This window comes from Microbacterium sp. RU33B (assembly GCF_900155915.1).
GTDB lineage: Bacteria > Actinomycetota > Actinomycetes > Actinomycetales > Microbacteriaceae > Microbacterium.
Genome location: NZ_FTPO01000001.1, coordinates 89,711 through 106,685 on the forward strand (window position 1 = coordinate 89,711; position 16,975 = coordinate 106,685).

Consider the following 16,975-nt stretch of genomic DNA (forward strand, 5'->3'; position numbering starts at 1 on the left):
GACCTCACGCTCCTTCCAGCGCGAAGGCGCGCCAGTACTCGTCCCACGCGGGTGCGGAGCCGTCGGGTTCGAGCAGCTGATCGGCGAGCGACGGATCCCCCTTCGATCCCGCGAACTGCCGTGTGCACTCGATCGTCACACTGCCGGAGAAGCAGAGCACCGACACCTCGATCGTGAGGCGGGCCGTGCCGATGAGCTTCCCCGAGTCGAAGTGGTACGTGAGCTCGAGGTACAGCTCGATCGACGCCGAGATGAGCCCCAGCACATCGACCTCGCCGCGGAGGCGGAAGTACGCGGTGAGCTGGCCCTTCTCGGACTCGAGCCGCATGTACACGCCGATCGTGGCCGAGATCGATCCGGATGCGACGCCGAAGTCGACCGCGAGCATGACGCCCGCCTCGAGTCCCAGCTCCAGCACGGTCAGGCCTTTGGGATTCAGCCGGATGAGGAACCACCCGCCGCCGCCGATGCACATGACCGAGAGGTTGAACGGACGCTCGCGGGTGCAGAAGGTGAAGCCGAAACTCAACGCCTCGCCGAGGAAGGGCACCTGCACGTCGGCGCCGAGCGAGATGTTGGAGAGGTTGAAGACACCGACCGCGACACTCGGGATCGGCAGGGTGAACCCGGCCTTCAGGCCCGACGAGTCGACCTCGAGGAACGGCGGGTCGCTGAACCCGTCGAGCGGGATGAAGTCCTTCAGGATCTCGACGAAGCTGAGGATGCCGAGGAAGGTCAGCTCGCCCAGATTGACGTCGACCTCGGCCTTGCCGTCGCTTCCCGCGATGAACGAGATGTTCTCGAAGGGGATCCGGATGAGAGGCGCCTTGCCCTGGGCCTCCGTGCCGAACAGGTGGAGGGTCAGTCCGCGGATCTCGGCCATCGCGCGCACCGAGGCCTCGCCGGTTCCCGACACCCGTCCTTCGACGGCGAGGGTGAAGCCGTCGGGCGCGAGCTCGATGAGGGTGAAGGTGTCTTCATCGGGCCAGTGGGTGAAGAGCTTCGGGTGGAACGCGTAGCGGAACGACGTCTCGAGGCGTCCGGGCTCGAACGTCTCGAGCAGACGGGTGAGCTGGGCGATCATGTCGGTTGCGCGGGCTGCGGTGTCGATCGCCGAGACCAGGGTCGCGAGCGTCGTGCGCAGCACCGGAGGGACGAGCGGATGCGTCGTCGGCACACCGCCGAGCGCATCGGCGACGTCTTCGAAGGCATCGGCGAGGCCCTGGATGCGCGTGCTGACGGGATCGGGGTTGCCCTCGCGGAGGAGGTCGCCGATCGCGGTGAAGACGGCCTCGATCGGCGTCATCGCCGACTGCGCCGCGGCCGCGGCATCCGCCGGTGCGGAGTCCACGACCTGCTGCAGCGTCGCGAGCAGCTTCTCGATGTCGTCGACGAGCTTCGTGACCGCCTCGACCGCTTCGCTCGCGAGATTCGGCAGCCCGGTCGCGTCGAACACGCCGTCGATGAGCTCCCACAGATCCACGAGGCCGAAGAGCTTCGGCAGCGCTCCCTTGAAGAACTCGGCCGGATCGAAGTCGAGGTTCTCCATGCCGACGATGTCGCCGACGGCCCCGGTGAGCGTCGAAAGCCCCCGGATCGGCAGATCGGGCGTCACGAAGCCGCCGGCGCGGTCGCTGCCGGCGCTCGGCGAGCCGAACGAGACGGCCGGCAGCGGCACGACCTGATCGAGCGTGCCCTGTGCGGCCGTCTTGGCCTCCGCGAGGAGCACGTTCGCCCACAGCTGCCCCTGGTTGCTGTCGCCGGGCTTCTCGCCGAGCCCGTTCGCGAGGTAGCTGTCGTTGTAGACGACGCGGATCGCGCCGACGTTCGACAGGCGCCGCGCGGCATCCATCACGACGTCCGCCGAGCTCAGGAACGGGACCGACTCGCCGCGCGAGGCCCGGCCGCGGAAGCGCAGCTGCTGCGTCTCGGTGATCGAGTCGCCCCCGGACGAGCGAGGCGTGAAGGCGAACTTCTGGCCGTGGGCGGGGATGACGCGCTTGTCGTCCTCGTCGTACTCCAGGTCGACCTCGGCCGGCCGGTCGAAGTGCTCGGCGACCCACAGCAGCGGAGCGCGCAGGCTGCCGGGGCGGCCGTCCTTGTCCCACACGTCGAGATCGAACGCGAAGAACGAGCCGTCGCCGAGCTGCGGCCAGAAGTAGGTCTGGCTGCTGTACGCGTCGTTCGCGACGGCATCGGGGTCGGCGAGGGGCGGCGTCGTGGTGGGACGGATGTCGACGCGCGAGAACGGCCAGTCGGCCGCGGTGTACGCGCGGCTCGGTTCGCTGACCACGAGGAACTTGATCTGGTAGAGGCTCGCGACGGCGGGTGTGCGGGTGACGCGCCGCTCGGTGATCTTCACCAGGGCCGCGGGATGCCCCAGCGGATACAGGTACCCGGGATACACGACCCGCACCCACTGGTCGCGCCCGAGCGGGGCGACGTGGTCCCACGCGAGCACCGACGGCATGCCCGGATCGAGGCGCGAGTACTCCTTCGTGTACCAGGCGCCGTGCAGGTCGAGCCAGGCGCCCAGCGACGACAGCCACAGCTTGTCGACGCGCACCGGACGCACCGATCGGGAGTCCCGGATCCCGGGCCACTTCTCCGCCGTCTGCCGCACGATCCGATGACGGTCGGCCCGGTTCAGCGAGCCGCGGAACGGCAGGTCGGCCGTGCCCTGCGGCGTCGAGAGCGGATGCGTGAGGTCGCTGTCCTCGTTCGTGCGCCAGGTGGCCTGGGTCAGCCCGTCGCGGTCGCGCGTCCAGATCGCGCGGATGATGCGGCGCCCGTCGGGATTCTTCTCCGTCGCGCCGGCGCCCGCTGCCAGCCCCAGCCTGCTGTGCCACAGCTCGACGTTGCGCCGACCGTCTGCGGCCGGAACGGGGGAGTCCGCGTGCACCCACCGGCCTTCGCTCGACGGCGAGATCACCAGGCGGTACGGCGCCTCGATCGCGGTCTGCTCGTCGGTCGGAGGGCTCGAGTACTTCGGCCGCACCGTCGTGATGTCGGGGATGCGGGTGACGATGTCCTTCAGCGCGGTCGGCAGCTCGGCGCGGGCGCCGAGCGACGCCCCGGCGGCGACGGGGGTGCGCGCGGCATCCACCCGCACGGATCGGAGGTTCTGCGCGTACGCGAGCGCCCCGCGCGTCGTCGCCGCGTCGGGCGGCGGCTGGATCCGGCGATCCGCCGCCGACGGCCGCTCGAGCAAGATGCGCGATCCTGCGTACCGGGCGATCAGGTTCGGGCCGACCCATACGAAGCGCCGGCCGTCGGTGGAGTCGTCGATCGATCCGCTCGAACCCGGAGGCTCGGCGTTCGGGTGGAGTGCGGGCGTGAGGGTCGACATCGCCCGCAGGATGCCTGCCCGGGTGAACTCGATGCGGTCCTGCGGTCCGATCGCGAAGACGAGGCGGCTGGCGCGGGCCGGCACGTAGCCCACCGGGATGCCCGGAGCGGTGTTGTCGGAGACGGTGTTCGCCGGAGCGCTCGGCGGGGTCGTGGTCGTGTTCGTCGGATCGATGGGATCGGGGTAGATCGGCTTGTCCGTACCGGTGTCGGTGACGTACTGCGCCTCCTCGTGCGCGTGCTGGTACGGGAAGGTCACCGCCATGAGCCACGGCCCCGCACCCGAGCGCTCGACGTGCGGCAGGTCGCCGTCGGTCGCGATCCGCGCGCCGAAGAAGTCGACGGAGAGGGCGACGAGGTCGCGGCCGCGCACGACGTCGACAGACACATCGGGGCGGCGCGGTCTGCCGAACCACGGTGGAAGGGTCAGGCGGTCGTCGTCGCCGAGGAAGCGCCACCCGGCATGGAACCGCTCCGCCGCGTCCGTGCGCACGATGCGCGTCGTCGCTGCGCGCGCGATGTCGCCGATCCGATCATCCTGAGCCATCTCGACCCCCCAGAGCCGTCGACAATTCCTGTCGCTCTCGTCGGGTCTCAGGAGGCGGCTTGTGGCCGTGATGAGCGGGAACGCGCGTCACGATACTCCCGGTGCGCGCGGCGCACCAGGGCCCCGCGTGCACGACGGAATTGGGATTGGCGACGGGCCGAGCGTCCGCAGGAGCTCGGCCCGTGGGGGAGCGACGTCAGGGACGCTGGCCGCCTCCGCCGGGGCCGCCTCCGCCGGGGCCGCCCATGCCCGACGACGTCTGCTCGCCCGCCACGGCGGTCGCCACGGTCGTACTGCCCGCGGTCCCCGCGTCTGCGAGGGGCCCGGCGACCGTCGTGCCCGCGGAGCCGCCGGAGGCCAGCGTGTAGGTCTGGGCGTTCACGAGTCCCGCCGCCGAGTAGACCAGGCTCTGGGTCGCCTTCGTGACCGTGAACGACGCGAGGGCGGCGCCCGAGGCATCCACGATCGTCAGCACGTCGCCCTCCTGCGCGGTCTGCGAGAGCGTGAACTGCACGGATGCCTGGGCCGACGTCGCCGTCGGAGCCACCGCCATCCCGCTCGATCCCGCCGCGATGAGCGTGCCGCCGGAGATCTCCATGCCGCCGTCGGCGTCGAGCGCGCCATTGCCGTCGTTCGTCGGACCGGCGACCACGACGGTCCCGCCGGTCTGGGTGATGCCTCCCGAATTGACGTCGAGGCCGTCGCCTGCGGCGTCGAGCACGACCGTGCCGCCCGAGATCACGAGGGTGAGTGCCGCCGTCCCCGCGTCGGGCTCCGACACGTTGACGCCGTCGTCGCTCGTCGTGAGGTCGGAGGAGCCGCCCGTGACAGTGATCTGTCCGGCCTCGTAGCCCTCGACCGCACGTGCGATCGTGACGTCGCCGGCGGAGACGACGAGCTGCAGCTCGGCGTGCACGGCGTCATCACCCGACGACACGGTGACGCTCGCGCCCGCGAGGTGCGCGTAGGCGTTCGTGTTGACGCCGTCGTCCCCCGCGTCGATCGTGATCTCGCCGCCCTCGAGCACCGCGATGGTTCCGGCCGACACGCCCTTGGCGCCGGCATCCTTCCCGGCATCCGCGCCGCCGCCAGCCACGATGTCGACCGTGCCCCCCGTGGTCACGACGTCGGTGAACGCGTCGATGCCCTCATCGGCCGAGACGATCTCGAGCGAGCCCGCCTCGATCAGCATGTAGCCGCGATCCGCCTCGGTCTCGTTGTCGGACTTCACCCCGTCTCCGCCTGCGTCGATCGCGATGTCGCCGCCGCGGACGATGACGTAGTCCTTTCCACGGATGCCGTCGTCCACCGCGTCGACGGTGATCGTGCCCGACTGGATGACGAGCCCGTCGGTCGAGGTGATGCCGTCGTTTCCGTTGCCCGTCACCTCGAGCGCGCCGGTTCCGGTGATCGTGAGGTCGGCGGCGGAGTGCAGCGCCGCGTTCGCCGCGGCATCGTCCGCATATGAGGCCGCGTCGGAGAGGGCGTTCTCCGATCCGTCGGCGAGCACCACGATCGCCTCGTCGGCGGCCTGGATGTCGATCGCCGCCCCGGAGGCGTTCGCGATGTCCGCGCCGTCGAGCACGAGCTGCACGATGCCGTCCCCCGCGCTGTCCACGACGACCTGCCCGGCGAGGTCGCCGCTGAGGACGTAGGTGCCGGCGGCCGTGATCGTGACGGTCGAGCCGTCGACCGTCACGCCGGCGCTGTCCGACGCGGACGCGGTCGAGCCCTCGAGGCTGATCGTCGTCGCGTCGGCCGCCGAGTAGTCCGCGTCGTCGGCGGAGTCGTGCGCCTCCTGGTTCTGCGCGAGTACATCGGAGGCACTCTGGGTGGCATCGCCCGACATCGTGACTGCCGAGGTGGTCTCGGTCGTCGCGGTGTCGGTCGTGTCCTGCCCGGTCACGGCGGCCGCCGAGCACCCGGCCAGAGCCAGAGCGGCGGCGAGCGGCGCGGCCACGAGCCACGAGCGGCGGGGGCGGTGCGGACGGGGGTCGGAGGGTCGATCGAGCACGGCGTGCTCCTCTCGGGTGAGCGGCCGGTCAGGCCGCGGATCGGGTGGGGGTGGGAGGGACGGATGCCTCGGCACCCGCGAAATGGCGGTCCAGGACGCGGCGCCACCTGTTGCTCGGCAGGTGCGGCCGGAGGGCCGCGAGCCCCGTGCCGTACTTGGAGAGGGTCGACGGACGATGCCCCTGGCGCCACAGGGCACGGTCGAGTGCGCCGGCCCGCTGGCCGGATTTCGTCTCGACGATCACCGACCCCGGGAGCGACAGCAGCCGCCCGTCGACGTCGATCCACTCGAGCTCGAGGTCGATCGTGCCGCGCGAGGCATCCGACGTCGTCCCCGCGGCGGGGAGGAGGAGCGTCACGCGCCGGTAGCGCGTGACCAGCACCGGGTCGAGGTGGCGGGCGAGCCAGGGCGCCCGGGGAATCCCGGCGTCGGTGAGCAGCTCCGTCGCGTAGGCGATGCCGTCTTCGTCGAGCTCGTCGCGGAGCACCGGCACGCGCTCCTTGACGGTGGCCGACCGCCCGCCGCGGGTCTTCACCTCGAGGAACGATCCGCCCGAGTCGACGTAGGTGCGCGCACGCACCTTGAAGCGGCGGCGGCGACCGTGCGCGGCCCCGTGGAAGCTGTCGAGCGCCGGGGTGTCGAAGTACCGCGACTCGTAGCGGAGGGCGCGTCGGTCGGCGATCTCGAGCACGGCGGTGCCGGCGGGAAGCTCGTCGAGCACCGGGGGGAGCGCGCCGGAGGGGAGGATGTACTTGCGGTCGACCCGCGTCTGCAGCTCGGCCTGGGCGTTGAGCTCGTCGAGGTCGACGCGGCGGAGATCCGACAGCCGGGCGGTCATCGCGCACCAGCCGTCATCTCGCGGCGGGCCTCGACTCCGGGCCGGACGTCGCGGTCGCGGGCGACGGCGAAGCGCACGTCGACCGTCGTCGTGTCGGAGACGAGGTCGATCGCCTTGACATCCACGGTGTGCACACGGCATCCGAGCAGGTCCTCGACGTGCAGGCGCAGCTGCTCCTCGTCGAGGATCGCCCGATCGAGCACGAGCGACTGCTCGCGGTGGCGGCGCAGCAGTGCGGGCGCGTCGATGATCGCGAGGGTCGCGACGACGAGGGCCATCAGCGCCGCGCTGAGGACCGTGACGGTGCCCGACAGTCCCGAGATGAGCCCGAGGGCGAGGGCCGCGAAGTAGTAGGCGATCTCGCTCTGATCGATCTCGCGGGAGCGGAGCCGGATGATCGACAGGACGCCGAACAGGCCGAGGCCGAGGCCCGCCCCGACGGTGGTCGACCCGAGCACCATCGACACGGCGAGCACGCCGACGTTGATGCCCACGATCGCGATCGTGAGATCGCGTCGGCGGTGGCGCGGGAAGTACACCGCGAAGGCGAGGATGCCGATGGCGACGATGTCGAGGGCGACGACGGCGAGCTGGTCCATGAGGGTCTCCGGAACTGACGGGGAAGTGCGATGTCCCCATTCAGCCGAGAGCCCCTATGCGGCTCCTATGACGCGGTGAAGCTCCCCTTACGAATGACCGCGACCCTGCGCGATGGGTGTCGTCGTGTCGATCGCGGCCCGCAGCTTCGCCCTCATCGGCGCCCAGTAGTGCTGGGGAGTCACGCGGGAGAGCACGTCGACGAGGCCCGCCTCGCGGCCCACCATCGTGCGCGCGCGGCGGCGGACGGTCGCCTCCACGATCCGCACCGCGGCATCCGCCGGTGCGGTGTGGTACATCCGCGCCTGGGCTTCGGCGGCCCGCTGGGCGACCGCCGGATCGATCGCGGCGGCGTAGCGGCCGTGCAGGATGATGCCGGTCTTGACGCCGGCGGGATACACGGCGCCGACCGTCACAGTCGACCCCTCGAGCTCGTGCCGCAGCGCTTCGGTGAAGCCGCGCACCGCGAACTTGCTCATGGCGTAGGGGATGCGGCCCGCGGGTGCGGCGAGGCCGTAGATCGACACGAGGTGCGTGACATGGGCGGCCGTCTCGCGTCGGAGCGCGGGCAGCAGGGCCTTGGTGATGTTGACCGTGCCCCACAGGTTGACGTCCATGAGCCAGCGCATCTCCTCCATCGTGAGCTGGTCGATGTCGCCGAGCATCGACGAGCCGGCGCAGGTCACGAGGGCCTGCACGTGAGGGTGGGATGCTGCGATCCCGGCCGCCAGGGCGAACACGGCGTCGTCGTCGGTGAGGTCGACGGCGTGCGTCGTGTGGCCGCTGCCCGTGAGGTCGAGGGCGAGGGAGGCGAGCCCGTCGGCGTTGCGGTCGAGCAGTGCGAGACGCGCACCACGGCGGTCGAGTTCGCGCGCCACTTCGGCGCCCATGCCGCTCGCCGCGCCGGTGATCACCGTCGTCCGCCCGCGGACATCGAGTCGAGGCTTCTTCGCCATCGTGGCTCCTCTCGGAATCAGGGCCGAGATCGATTCTCCCCCGACGGCGGAGCAGCCCCCGACCGATACGCTCGTGTGTGGAGGAGGCGCGACATGGGGCGCACGGCCGAGGCGATCGCCGAGGGTCTCTCGATCGCCCGCGCGGCGGCTCGCCTGACGATCCGCAATCGCATCCTGGTCGACACCATCAGCGGCGGCGAGTCGTTCGACCCCGAGCACTTCACGCAGTTCGCGCGCGAGACTCTGCTGGCGCTCGCCGAGGAGCAGCAGGCCGCCGCCGACCTCGCCCTCCGGCAGCGCAAGAAGGCGTGGGGACGCTACAGCGACCCCGACGGCACGCACGACTACCGTGATCGCGACACCGGCAACCTCCGCAAACGCCACCGCCAGTACACGGGCGTCGCGAAGGGGCTCCGGGCCGAGGCCGACGACCCCGAGGCGCTGCGCGTGCTCCTCGAAGAGTCGCGGGATGCCGCCTGGGGCGATGTCGAGGCGAATCTCCTCCGGAGGCTCCGGGTCGAGTCGGCGCATCCCGAGCTCGACGACGACTACGCGTCGATGCGGGATGCCCGGATGCAGTCCCTCCAGATGATCGATCTGCCCCGCCTCCAGGCCCACCGCCGCCGCCTCGCGGAAGGCGCTGCCGCCGCTGCCGCGGCATCCGACGACGCACGCTGAGACCGCGCTTCCCTGACAGATCGGAGCGGGTCCAGTAGGGTCGCGGAATGGCGACAGCGACCACGCAGACCCACAAGCGCGAGGCATTCGGCTCTCGGAATGTCTTCATCCTCTCCGCGATCGGGTCCGCGGTCGGACTCGGCAACATCTGGCGTTTCCCGTATGTGGCGTACGAGGGCGGCGGCGGGGCGTTCCTCATCCCGTATCTGTGCGCGCTGATCACGGCGGGCATCCCGCTGCTGTTCTTCGACTACGCGATCGGCCACCGCTTCCGCGGATCGGCGCCCCTCGCGTTCCGTCGGATGCACCGCGCCGCCGAGCCGATCGGGTGGTGGCAGGTGCTCATCTGCGTGGTCATCGCCGTGTACTACGCCGTCATCGTGGGCTGGGCGGCGATGTACACGTGGTTCTCGTCGCAGCTCACGTGGGGTGCCGGGAGGGAGAACGACTTCTTCTTCGTCGACTTCCTGCGCTCCGCCGACGTCAACGAGGTGGGCGTCTCCACCGAGTTCGTCCCGCAGGTCGGCATCCCGCTGATCCTCGTGTGGCTCGTGGTCATCGTGATCATGGCGCTGGGCGTCAAGCGCGGCATCGGCACCGCGAACCTCGTGCTCATGCCGCTGCTGACGCTCATGTTCGCGGTCCTCGTCGTGCAGGCGCTGTTCCTGCCCGGCGCTCTGGACGGGCTCAACGCCTTCTTCACGCCGAACTGGGAGGCCCTGGCCGATCCCGCCGTGTGGGCGTCGGCGTACGGGCACATCTTCTTCTCACTCTCGGTCGCGTTCGGGATCATGGTGACCTACGCGTCGTACCTCAAGCGCAAGACCGACCTCACCGGGTCGGGTCTGGTCGTCGCCTTCGCCAACTCGGGCTTCGAGATCCTTGCGGGCATCGGCGTGTTCGCCGCCCTCGGCTTCATGGCGCAGGCGCAGGGCACGGAGGTCGCCGGCGTCGCGACATCCGGCATCGGGCTCGCGTTCATCGCGTTCCCCACGATCGTCTCGCAGGCGACCGGAGGCACGATCATCGGAGTGCTGTTCTTCGGCGCCCTGGTGTTCGCCGGCATCACGTCGCTGGTGTCGATCCTCGAGGTCATCGTCGCCGCGCTCCAGGACAAGCTCGGATGGGGGCGCGTCCGCACGGTGCTCACGGTCTCCATCCCGCTGGCCGTGATCTCGATGGCGCTGTTCTCGACGACGACCGCCCTCACGGTGCTCGATACGGCGGATGCCTTCGTCAACGCCTTCGGCATCATGGCGGTGGCGCTGGTCGCCGTCATCGTGGTCGCCTGGGTGCTCCACAAGCTCCCGGTGCTCCAGGAGCACCTCAACCGCCGATCCAGCTTCCGCACCGGGCGGCTGTGGAAGGTCCTCGTCGGTGTGCTCGCACCCGTCGTGCTCGGCTACCTGCTGATCAGCGAGATCATCGCGAAGACCTCGACGCCCTACAGCGGATACCCGGACTGGTTCCTGGCGATCTTCGGCTGGGGGATGGCGATCGCGCTGGTCGTGATCGGCGTCCTGCTGTCGCTGCTGCCGTGGAGCGGCCGATCGCACGCGAAGGACGACCCCGACTACGACGAGTTCCTGGCCGAGGAGGAGTACGACCCCGATCCGGAGACGGGCACCATCCCCATCGCACAGCCGCAGGAGAAGGGAGCGGGAGCATGAGTGTCGCAGCGGTCATCATGATGATCATCGCGATGGTCACGGTGTGGGGCGGCCTGATCGCCGCGATCGTCAACCTCGCGCGGCACCCCGAGATCGCAGAGACCGAGCCCGCGCCGCCCGTGGAGCTGTAGCGGGCGTCCCTGAGGGGCCGGAAACAGCGAAGGCCCCGCGGGTGACCGCGGGGCCTTCAATACTGTCTCAACACAGTGTGCGCCCGAAGAGACTCGAACTCCCAACCTTCTGATCCGTAGTCAGATGCTCTATCCATTGAGCTACGGGCGCATGGTTCGCGCGCCGCGCAAACCAGAGACGAGCATATCCCACGGGCGGGGATGGCGCGAATCGAGGCGGTCGTCGCAGCCCCGGAGTAGCGTGATGCGCGACTCGACACCGAGGAGGCCCCCACCGTGCAACTCGTCCAGATCGCGCAGCACGCCGACGACCTCGATCGCGCGGCCGACTTCTACACCGTGCTCCTCGACACGCCACCGACAGCCCGTTTCGATCCGCCCGGGCTGCTCTTCTTCGACCTCGACGGAGTCCGGCTGCTGCTGGAGAGGTCGGCGCCGAGCTCGCTCGTCTATCTCCGGGTCGACAACGTGCACGAGACCCTGGAGCGCCTGGGCGGACTCGTCGACGTCGTGTCGCCCGCGCACGTCATCTTCACGCACAGCGACGATCTGCTGGGCCCTGCGGGGTACGAGGAGTGGCAGGCGTTCATCCGCGATTCCGAGGGCAACACCGTCGGTCTCGTCGCCTACCAGCGACCGTGAGGCATCCTGATTGCGCGCCTCGCTCAGTGCGAGATGGATCGTTGCACCATCGTGCTCACCCGCGCTCGCCCGAGCCGTGCATCCTGCGCCTCCGACGCGTAGCCTGAAGACGTGAGCGCATACGTCTCGGCGTTCGAGCTGTTCTCCATCGGAGTAGGACCCTCGAGCTCCCACACCGTCGGACCCATGCGTGCGGCGCACGATTTCGCCGTGCGCCTGCGAGAGGCGGGTGTGCTCGACCGGGTCGCCCGCGTCACGTGCACGCTCTATGGATCGCTCGGAGCCACGGGCATCGGCCACGGCACACCCGACGCGGTGGTCGCAGGCCTCGAAGGGCTCGCGCCCGAGACGGTGGATCCGGATGCCGTCCGCTCGGCGTGGACGTCGTGGTCGGGCGAGCGGGATCTGCTGGTCGACGGCACGCATCCCGTCGCCTTCGCGAAGTCCGACGTCACCTTCGCGGCGCGCACGCGACTCCCCGGGCATCCGAATGCGATGTCGCTGGCGGCCTGGGCGGATGCCTCGGAAGGCCCTGCGCGCGCGGACGCCGGTGGCGTCGTGCGCGAGACCGGTGCTGCCCGCGCCATCGAACTCGCCCCGCCCACGGGGACGCCGCTCCTCGAAGAGACCTACTACTCGATCGGCGGCGGCTTCATCCGCCGTGAAGGCGAGCCTCCCCGCGTCGCCGCGCACGCGTACCCGTTGAGCTTCGCGAGCGCGGAGGAGCTGCTCGCCCTGTGCGACGAGCGCGGCATCACGATCGCCGAGGCTGCCCGCATCAACGAAGAGGCGCTGCGCACCGACGAGGAGATCGCCGCGGGCCTCGACGTGCTGTGGGACACCATGTCGCGCTGCGTCGAGGCCGGACTCGCGCACGACGGCGTGCTGCCGGGCATCCTGAAGGTCAAGCGTCGCGCGGCATCGATCCGTGCGCAGCTGGAGGAGGCGGAGTCCGACGGCCGCCGCGAGCTCCCGGGCGAGTGGCTCGGGGCCTTCGCGCTCGCCGTCAACGAGGAGAATGCGGCGGGCGGCCGCGTGGTCACGGCCCCGACGAACGGCGCGGCCGGCATCCTCCCGGCCGTGGCCATGTACTGGTGGCGCTTCCTCGCCGACTCGGGCCTGGGCTCGGGCAACGCCGTGACGCCCTACGGAGAGCTCGTCGGGAGCGCCCTGCTCGGGTTCCACCCGGCCGAACCCGACCTCGTGGAGGGGGCGCCCGACGCGATCGCCGAGGCCAATCGCCGTCGCGGCATCCGGCGCTTCCTCCTGACGGCGACGGCGCTGGGGTCGCTGTTCAAGGCCAACGCGTCGATCTCGGGCGCGGAGGGCGGATGCCAGGCCGAGGTCGGCTCCGCGTGCGCGATGGCCGCGGGTGGACTGACCGCCGTGATGGGCGGCACGAACCGGCAGATCGAGAACGCTGCCGAGATCGCGATGGAGCACCACCTCGGCCTCACCTGCGATCCCGTCGGCGGCCTCGTGCAGATCCCGTGCATCGAGCGCAACGCCATCGCGGCATCCACCGCCGTCACCGCCGCGCGCCTCGCGCTGCGCGGCGACGGCTCGCACTTCGTCTCGCTCGACGCCGTCGTCGAGACGATGCGCCAGACCGGCATCGACATGTCGACGAAGTACAAGGAGACCAGCGAGGGCGGCCTCGCGGTCAACGTCATCGAGTGCTGAGCCGATAAGGTTCAGGCGTCAACGCCGTCGCGCGGAGCAAGGAGGATCGCATGTCTTTCCAGGCATATCTCGACAACATCGAAGACAAGACGGGGCTCACGCCTCGCCAGTTTCTCGATCTCGCGTCCGAGAAGGGCTTCGGCCCCGGCACCAAGGCGGGCGAGATCGTCGCGTGGCTCGCCGAGGATTACGGCCTCGGGCGCGGGCACGCCATGGCGCTCGTCCACGTCATCACGAAGGGGCCGAAGATCGCCGCGAAGCACGTCGACTCCGGTGGGGCGCACAGCGACCCGAGCGACACGCTCTGGCTCGACGGGAAGGCCACGAACCCCGCCTCGTGACGGCCGACGCGAGGAGCGGCGTCAGCACTCCGGGGGAGTGTTGCGCCGCAGCTTCGAGGTGAGGTCCCTGAGCTGAGCGAGCTCTTCATCGGTGAGGCAGGCCATGCGCTCCGCGATCGACGCGCCGTGCGACAGTGCGATGCGGCGGAACTGCGCGGCGCCGTCGTCGGTGGCGCGGACGAGCGCGCCGCGTCCGTCATCCGGATCGGGGCACTTCGACACGAGCCCCCGTTCGACCATGCGATCGACCAGCCGCGACACGCTCGGCTGGCTGATGAGCATGCGCGACGTGACATCGCGCAGCCGGGCCGTCTGCTCCGGCGCACGGGTGACGGTGAGCAGCACGTCGTACTCGGCCTGCGTCAGCTCGGGTCCGACGAAATCGGCACTGATCTCGTGGAAAACCTCGTGCTGAGCGCGGAAGAGACTCTCCCAGGCGTCGATGGCGAGGCGTCGGTCGGTCACGGGCCCAGATTACAGGCCACCTCCGCGACATAGGCTGAAGCAATGAGACGGATGCTGCGGACGCTGGTCATCTCGATCGCACTGGCTGCGGCATCCGGACTCGCCGTCGCCGCTCCGGCCGTGGCGGTGACGAGCGTCGCCGCGGGGGAGCCGCGGATCGCGGGAGTCGACGACTTCGAGTTCGAGAGCATGCACGCCGACTACACGCTCGGCCGTGCCTCCGACGGGTCGAGCACGCTCGAGGTCGTCGAGACGTTCGTCGCCGTCTTCCCCGAGTCCGACCAGAACCGGGGGATGCGTCGCAGCATCCCCGACTCGTACCAGGGCGCTCCGCTGCAGCCGGAGTTCGTCTCGATCACGGATGAGAACGGCGACCCGCGTCCGTCCGAGATCACCGAAGACGACGGGGACTTCACGATGACCTCGCGCGCCGACGACTACGTCCACGGCGCGCAGACCTACGTGTTCACGTATCGGCTGCACAACGTCACGCGATACTTCGCCGACACGGGGGTCGACGAGTTCTTCTGGGACGTCAACGGCGTCGATGCCGCGCAGCCCTACGGCCGGGTCTCGGCCACGCTCCGGTTCGACGACGGAGTCTCCGACCGGCTCACCGGGGCGATGGCCTGCTATCGGGGCTACGCCGATTCGACCGACCGGTGCGAGATCGCGGCGACGGATTCCGGCGGTCGGACCGTCGTCGAGGCGGAGGCGTCGGACCTCCTGCCGAACCAGACCATGACGATCGCGGTCGCGTTCGAAGCGGGCACGTTCACGCCGTTCGACGCGTCGTACCTGGCGTCGGGGTGGGGCTGGGCGCAGGGCATCGCCGGGCTGGGACTGGTCGGAGCCGTGACCGCCGCCGGAGTGGTGGCGTCGCGTCGGCTGCGCGATGAACCCGGCCGGCCCACGATCATCGCGGAATACACGCCCCCGCCCGGGATCGACGCGCTCGAGAGCGCGGTGCTTCTCGCGAAGCCCGCCAAGGCGATCCCGGCCGAAGTGCTCGAGCAGGCCGTGGTCGGCAGCATCCGGATCGTGGAGGGCGCGCCCGGGTTCTGGGGCACGGCCAAGCTCACAGCCGTGCTGGTCGACCCTTCGAAGGCCGACGGCGATGGCCGGATGCTGCTCGACGGCCTCTTCCCCCAGGGCGTGCCGGGTGAGCAGTTCGAGTTCGGCAAGACCGACACGCGACTGTCGACCGTGGCGCAGAAGATCCTGAAGGCCGCCGAGCAGGAGCTGAAGAACGGCGGCCTCCGAAAGCCCGTCCGCGCGTGGACGCGGGTCTGGCCGATCCTTCTCACCCTCGGCATGGCGGTGCTGGTGTTCGGATTCGGGATCGCCGCGCTGACGGCATCCGTCTCCTGGGTGGTGCCCGTGGTGCTGCTGGTCGCTGCGGTCTTCGCCACCGTCGCGGTCGCGATCATGATGGCCCGGATGCCGCTCACCGCGGCCGGAGCCGAGGCGCGCGACCACCTCGCGGGGCTGAAGGTCTTCATCGAGTGGGCCGAGGCCGACCGCATCCGGATGCTGCAGTCGCCCACGGGTGCGGAGCGGGTGCCCGTCGACGTGAACGATCCGCGCATGATGCTCCGCCTCTACGAGAGCCTCCTGCCGTACGCCGTCGTGTTCGGCCAGGAGAAGGAGTGGTCGGAGCGTCTGGCGGTGCTCTACGGCGAGGGCAACTCGCCGGGATGGTACTCGGGCACGACGGCGTTCAGCGCGGCCTCGTTCTCGTCGGGCATCTCGTCGCTGTCGTCGAGCACCACCGCGTCGTCGTCGACCTCAGGCGGGTCGTCCGGCGGCGGATCGGCCGGTGGCGGTGGTGGCGGCGGCGGAGCGGGCGGGGTGTAGCGCCTCAGCGCACGCGGATCGCCGACGGCTGCACCGTCACCGTGAACGACGCGGTGTCGCCGATCTCCTCGCCGTCGATCTCGAACGGGCGCGCCTCGGGCAGGGTGACCTCGATCCGCTTCGCGCGACCGTGGATGACGGAGTCGGAGCTCGTCGCGGTGTCGGACTTGCCGAACAGCCGCATGATGCCGTTGTCCCACATCATCGTCTTCAGAGTGCCGGCCCACTCGGCCAGCCCTTCGGCGCTCAGCACGAGGTAGTCGAGCTCGCCGTCCGACGGATCGGCGTCGGGGAGGAGGGCGACACCGCCCTGGAGCATCCCGCAGTTGCCGATCAGGAGCGTGTGCCCCCGCTCGTCGCGCGCGGCCTGGTCGTCGGTGGTGACGTGGAACGGCAGCACCTCGCTCGCGGCGAGCGCACGCCCGAGCGATTCGACGTAGGCGAGCCAGCCGGCCTTGCTCTTCAGGTCGTCGTCGGTCTCGGCGATCATGTTGGCGTCGATGCCGAATCCCACCATGACGACGAAGCCGTGGCGTTCGTTCTCGCCCTCGAGCTCGACGTCGACCCAGCCCATGTCGACCGGGCGGGTGCCGTCGCCGAGGGCGCGCACGAACGCGGCGGGGACGTCGTTGATCGGCACGGAGAGGTTGCGGGCGAGCAGATTGCCCGTGCCCAGGGGCACGATCGCGAGATCGGCGGATGCCTTGCTGTCGGCGAAGTGCTCGGCCACGGCGCGTACCGTGCCGTCTCCGCCGGCGACCACCACGAGGTCCGCGCCGTCGGCGAGAGCGCGTGCCGCCACACCCTGTCCGGGGTCGTCTTCGCTCGTCTCCCACCACCGCACATCGACGTCGGCATCGTGCTGCGCCGCCGCGAGGCCCGCCTCGAGGGTCTCCCTGTCGGTCTTGGTGGGATTCCAGATGATGGCGATGCGATCGGACATGCAGACTCCTCGTTCGGGATGGCTCATCCATCCTGCCCTGCGGATGCGGTGGAGGGGGACCGTTGCGGTGTCCCTCCGGACAGAGTAAGGGCCGGTCGGAGAGGCTTCCAACCGGCCCTTGTCCCTTGCACCAAGAGTGTCCTGCAATCACATGTACGGGAGCTGCCACAGCAAAACAACTTCCGTGACACAGACTCTATAACGGCGAGGTAACGAAGGGAAGAGGTGGACGTTATCTTTCTGTGATTCTTTTCGGACAGCGCCC

At 70.2% G+C, this 16,975-nt stretch carries 14 protein-coding genes and 1 tRNA gene; 7 read left to right on the forward strand and 8 right to left on the reverse strand.

Annotated features, from left to right (window positions below; all coding sequences use genetic code 11):
- Window positions 1–4 precede the first annotated feature (4 nt).
- From B0B14_RS00440 to B0B14_RS00460, 5 genes are all read right to left on the reverse strand, one after another.
- Window positions 5–3,895: a hypothetical protein gene (locus tag B0B14_RS00440; protein WP_076679475.1), complete on the reverse strand. Its 3,891-nt coding sequence runs from the start codon at window positions 3,893–3,895 to the stop codon at window positions 5–7.
- A 196-nt stretch (window positions 3,896–4,091) separates the two neighbouring features.
- Window positions 4,092–5,909 carry a carbohydrate-binding domain-containing protein gene (locus B0B14_RS00445; RefSeq protein WP_076679476.1) on the reverse strand — a complete coding sequence of 606 codons (1,818 nt, stop codon included), beginning with the start codon at window positions 5,907–5,909 and terminating at the stop codon, window positions 4,092–4,094.
- Between the two features lie 28 nt (window positions 5,910–5,937).
- Complete coding sequence (locus tag B0B14_RS00450) at window positions 5,938–6,747, reverse strand: polyphosphate polymerase domain-containing protein (RefSeq protein ID WP_076679477.1); 810 nt, start codon at window positions 6,745–6,747, stop codon at window positions 5,938–5,940.
- A complete protein-coding gene (locus B0B14_RS00455; protein ID WP_076679478.1) occupies window positions 6,744–7,346 on the reverse strand; it encodes a DUF4956 domain-containing protein in 603 nt (200 codons plus the stop codon). Before B0B14_RS00455 ends, B0B14_RS00450 begins: the two co-directional genes overlap by 4 nt.
- A gap of 87 nt (window positions 7,347–7,433) precedes the next feature.
- Window positions 7,434–8,300 (reverse strand): SDR family NAD(P)-dependent oxidoreductase, encoded by an 867-nt coding sequence (locus B0B14_RS00460; RefSeq protein ID WP_076679479.1) that lies wholly within the window; start codon window positions 8,298–8,300, stop codon window positions 7,434–7,436.
- A gap of 93 nt (window positions 8,301–8,393) precedes the next feature.
- On the opposite strand from B0B14_RS00460, the gene B0B14_RS00465 reads away from it, so the two are divergent.
- From B0B14_RS00465 to B0B14_RS00475, 3 genes are read left to right on the forward strand one after another with little or no spacing between them, the layout of a single operon-like run.
- Window positions 8,394–8,978 carry an asparagine synthase gene (locus tag B0B14_RS00465; protein ID WP_076679480.1) on the forward strand — a complete coding sequence of 195 codons (585 nt, stop codon included), beginning with the start codon at window positions 8,394–8,396 and terminating at the stop codon, window positions 8,976–8,978.
- A gap of 47 nt (window positions 8,979–9,025) precedes the next feature.
- Window positions 9,026–10,648 carry a sodium-dependent transporter gene (locus B0B14_RS00470; RefSeq protein WP_076679481.1) on the forward strand — a complete coding sequence of 541 codons (1,623 nt, stop codon included), beginning with the start codon at window positions 9,026–9,028 and terminating at the stop codon, window positions 10,646–10,648.
- Complete coding sequence (locus B0B14_RS00475) at window positions 10,645–10,779, forward strand: methionine/alanine import family NSS transporter small subunit (protein ID WP_076679482.1); 135 nt, start codon at window positions 10,645–10,647, stop codon at window positions 10,777–10,779. The genes B0B14_RS00470 and B0B14_RS00475 overlap by 4 nt, the downstream gene beginning before the upstream one ends.
- A gap of 78 nt (window positions 10,780–10,857) precedes the next feature.
- On the opposite strand, the gene B0B14_RS00480 is transcribed toward B0B14_RS00475, so the two are convergent.
- Window positions 10,858–10,930: transfer RNA gene (locus tag B0B14_RS00480), tRNA-Arg, on the reverse strand.
- A 125-nt stretch (window positions 10,931–11,055) separates the two neighbouring features.
- Between B0B14_RS00480 and B0B14_RS00485 the strand changes: the two genes are divergently transcribed.
- From B0B14_RS00485 to B0B14_RS00495, 3 genes are all read left to right on the forward strand, one after another.
- Window positions 11,056–11,421 (forward strand): VOC family protein, encoded by a 366-nt coding sequence (locus B0B14_RS00485; RefSeq protein WP_076679483.1) that lies wholly within the window; start codon window positions 11,056–11,058, stop codon window positions 11,419–11,421.
- A 111-nt stretch (window positions 11,422–11,532) separates the two neighbouring features.
- Window positions 11,533–13,104, forward strand: coding sequence for an L-serine ammonia-lyase, iron-sulfur-dependent, subunit alpha (locus B0B14_RS00490; RefSeq protein ID WP_076679484.1), 1,572 nt, complete (start codon window positions 11,533–11,535; stop codon window positions 13,102–13,104).
- 50 nt (window positions 13,105–13,154) lie between these two features.
- Window positions 13,155–13,445 carry a DUF4287 domain-containing protein gene (locus B0B14_RS00495; RefSeq protein WP_076679485.1) on the forward strand — a complete coding sequence of 97 codons (291 nt, stop codon included), beginning with the start codon at window positions 13,155–13,157 and terminating at the stop codon, window positions 13,443–13,445.
- Window positions 13,446–13,466: 21 nt separating this feature from the next.
- Here the strand turns inward: B0B14_RS00495 and B0B14_RS00500 are convergent, their stop codons facing one another.
- Complete coding sequence (locus tag B0B14_RS00500) at window positions 13,467–13,910, reverse strand: MarR family winged helix-turn-helix transcriptional regulator (protein ID WP_076679486.1); 444 nt, start codon at window positions 13,908–13,910, stop codon at window positions 13,467–13,469.
- 42 nt (window positions 13,911–13,952) lie between these two features.
- On the opposite strand from B0B14_RS00500, the gene B0B14_RS00505 reads away from it, so the two are divergent.
- Window positions 13,953–15,767, forward strand: a complete 1,815-nt coding sequence (locus B0B14_RS00505; RefSeq protein ID WP_076679487.1) for a DUF2207 family protein — start codon at window positions 13,953–13,955, stop codon at window positions 15,765–15,767.
- Between the two features lie 4 nt (window positions 15,768–15,771).
- On the opposite strand, the gene B0B14_RS00510 is transcribed toward B0B14_RS00505, so the two are convergent.
- The gene (locus B0B14_RS00510; protein WP_076679488.1) at window positions 15,772–16,710 is read right to left on the reverse strand and encodes a diacylglycerol/lipid kinase family protein; all 939 of its coding nucleotides are present in this window, start codon (window positions 16,708–16,710) and stop codon (window positions 15,772–15,774) included.
- Between the last annotated feature and the right edge of the window lie 265 nt (window positions 16,711–16,975).

Coding starts and splice junctions, on each gene's coding strand:
- B0B14_RS00440 (WP_076679475.1), bottom strand. CDS start 3,895: ATGGCTCAGGATGATCGGATCGGCGACATCGCGCGCGCAGCGACGACG.
- B0B14_RS00450 (WP_076679477.1), bottom strand. CDS start 6,747: ATGACCGCCCGGCTGTCGGATCTCCGCCGCGTCGACCTCGACGAGCTC.
- B0B14_RS00455 (WP_076679478.1), bottom strand. CDS start 7,346: ATGGACCAGCTCGCCGTCGTCGCCCTCGACATCGTCGCCATCGGCATC.
- B0B14_RS00460 (WP_076679479.1), bottom strand. CDS start 8,300: ATGGCGAAGAAGCCTCGACTCGATGTCCGCGGGCGGACGACGGTGATC.
- B0B14_RS00465 (WP_076679480.1), top strand. CDS start 8,394: ATGGGGCGCACGGCCGAGGCGATCGCCGAGGGTCTCTCGATCGCCCGC.
- B0B14_RS00470 (WP_076679481.1), top strand. CDS start 9,026: ATGGCGACAGCGACCACGCAGACCCACAAGCGCGAGGCATTCGGCTCT.
- B0B14_RS00475 (WP_076679482.1), top strand. CDS start 10,645: ATGAGTGTCGCAGCGGTCATCATGATGATCATCGCGATGGTCACGGTG.
- B0B14_RS00495 (WP_076679485.1), top strand. CDS start 13,155: ATGTCTTTCCAGGCATATCTCGACAACATCGAAGACAAGACGGGGCTC.
- B0B14_RS00505 (WP_076679487.1), top strand. CDS start 13,953: ATGAGACGGATGCTGCGGACGCTGGTCATCTCGATCGCACTGGCTGCG.
- B0B14_RS00510 (WP_076679488.1), bottom strand. CDS start 16,710: ATGTCCGATCGCATCGCCATCATCTGGAATCCCACCAAGACCGACAGG.